Consider the following 1997-nt stretch of genomic DNA (forward strand, 5'->3'; position numbering starts at 1 on the left):
CTATACAATAGTGAAAGATTCTTCACTTTGAATTAAAGTTATTTATTAAATTATTAAGAAGTCACATAATTAATTACGATTAGTACTATAAAAACCGTACTATATAAACCAACTTTTTGAATTCTAGTACTTTTTTCAAACCATTTCCATCTTTTGCTTTCAAGATGAAACATTGAATAATCTATAACACTTAACAATATAGCCCCAATTGCAAACCAAGTTATATTTGACATCACATTCTCCCCAAAAATTATATATCAATATACTTCTTCAATAATTTTCCATTTCCTTCTTACTAATATTTGAATTTTGTATGTTTAAGAAGCAGAAACTAAAAATCCTTTGGTAAAAATATAAAAAGCCAAGGCAGTATGAAACTCCCTCGGCTTACATTCAAGTTATTCTATCTCATGAATTACTATTATTAGTCTTATATATCTTCTAACATGTTTTGTCCTTCTTTATTTTCATTAAAGGTGAGAACTTCATGAACTGGCTGATAGGATTCGCCGTAAAAATGTGTATCTCTATATGTGTGAATCATGTTGTATGTCTTTTTCATGGCTTTATAGATGAGATCTTCACTCTCATTATTAGGAGACCAATATAAGATTTCCATTGAATTTATTTCTTGCGTTGCGAGTGATCGTCTACTATAACCGATTGATTGGGCATGCTCAAATCCTTCTCTTTTATAAAAGCGCAGTCTTTTTTCTGTATCAGTATCATCATAATTAACCGGCTCGACCTCTAAAATGATCGGTTTGCCTTTCTTCTTTAGCTGATCAAGCAGTTTATAACCCAAACCCTGTCCGCGTGCATCCTTCGAAACAAATAAATAATCAATAAATACAAAATCATCCAGTTCAGCATACATTAGAACATGGTGAGGTCCCTCATCCTTATGGTAAATATCTGACCGCTCTTTTAATAAAGTCTCCATATGCTCCCTTGATTTCATTTCTTCTATAGGAAAATATTGATTTAGTTTTTCATACCAATGCATTTATTTTCTCCCTTTCTGCCTGTTAAACGATAGTGATATGCTATGGACAAGAATTAATGTAAGATTGCCATGAATTCAACCTTCAAATGAAGTATTTGAAGTATTTACCATTTTCATACACGAAAGTTCTAATGCAAAAGGTCTTTTCGTTTAGTGACAGAGACATTGTCTATACATTTTTTTCTATGAAAAGTGCCATTCCCAAAAGTACTCACCTGAAGTTTTCTTTAAACACCCGCTTTCACTTTCTGATAGAACACTCGTAAACATGAAATGATGCGCCTACACCATATCCATTTTCCACCTCGTGGATTACAACTTTTTGAAGTCCATTATTACTTAATATATTTTCAAACTCGCTATTTTCATATAGACGCATTGGAAAGTCCATTATTTCAGTTTTCATAACCTCATTGTCTTGAATCAATTCATATTTTAACTTCGTATGTAACATATTATTTTCTGAATCGAAGTGGACTTTTTTAGATTCAACAATTTTCTCATCAATAAATTGGACGCAATTTGTTTGAACCCAATTTGAAATTTCTATTGGATCACTTTTTTTGGTTATAATCGTTAATAGTATTTTCCCATCTTCCATTAACATCGATTTCAGATTGTCTAAACTCAAGTCTACTAAGTCTTCTGGCAATAGAGAAAATGAGCCAAATGGAATGATAATTAAATCATATTTTTTATCAGTTTTGTAATCTTCAATTTTATGATTAAAAATAGTTGGATGCAGATTTAACTTATCACATTTTTCTTTACACAATTTCAACATATCGTCCGAAATATCGAATCCTTCAATATCAATCCCTTCTTGCATAAATGGAATTAGCATTCTACCATTTCCACACATTGGTTCAAGTACTCTCATGTTTTTGTCTTTTACAAAAGAAAGGAAAAATTCGAGTTCTATACCTTCAGCAATCGACTTGTTACTCTCATAAATCCTCGTACATAGTTCACCGTAATATTCCATACTTAC

General features: G+C 31.1%; 3 protein-coding genes. All 3 read right to left on the reverse strand.

Going from position 1 to position 1997, the window contains the following annotated elements:
* Nucleotides 1–53: 53 nt before the first annotated feature.
* Entirely contained in the window at nt 54–233 is a 180-nt protein-coding gene (locus V7056_RS20705; RefSeq protein WP_499704272.1) for a hypothetical protein, read from the reverse strand.
* A 197-nt stretch (nt 234–430) separates the two neighbouring features.
* Entirely contained in the window at nt 431–1006 is a 576-nt protein-coding gene (locus V7056_RS20710) for a GNAT family N-acetyltransferase (RefSeq protein WP_499704273.1), read from the reverse strand.
* 241 nt (nt 1007–1247) lie between these two features.
* A complete protein-coding gene (locus tag V7056_RS20715; RefSeq protein WP_499704274.1) occupies nt 1248–1991 on the reverse strand; it encodes a class I SAM-dependent methyltransferase in 744 nt (247 codons plus the stop codon).
* Nucleotides 1992–1997 lie beyond the last annotated feature (6 nt).

The organism is Bacillus sp. JJ664, from assembly GCF_036962205.1.
Taxonomy (GTDB): domain Bacteria; phylum Bacillota; class Bacilli; order Bacillales; family Bacillaceae_G; genus Gottfriedia.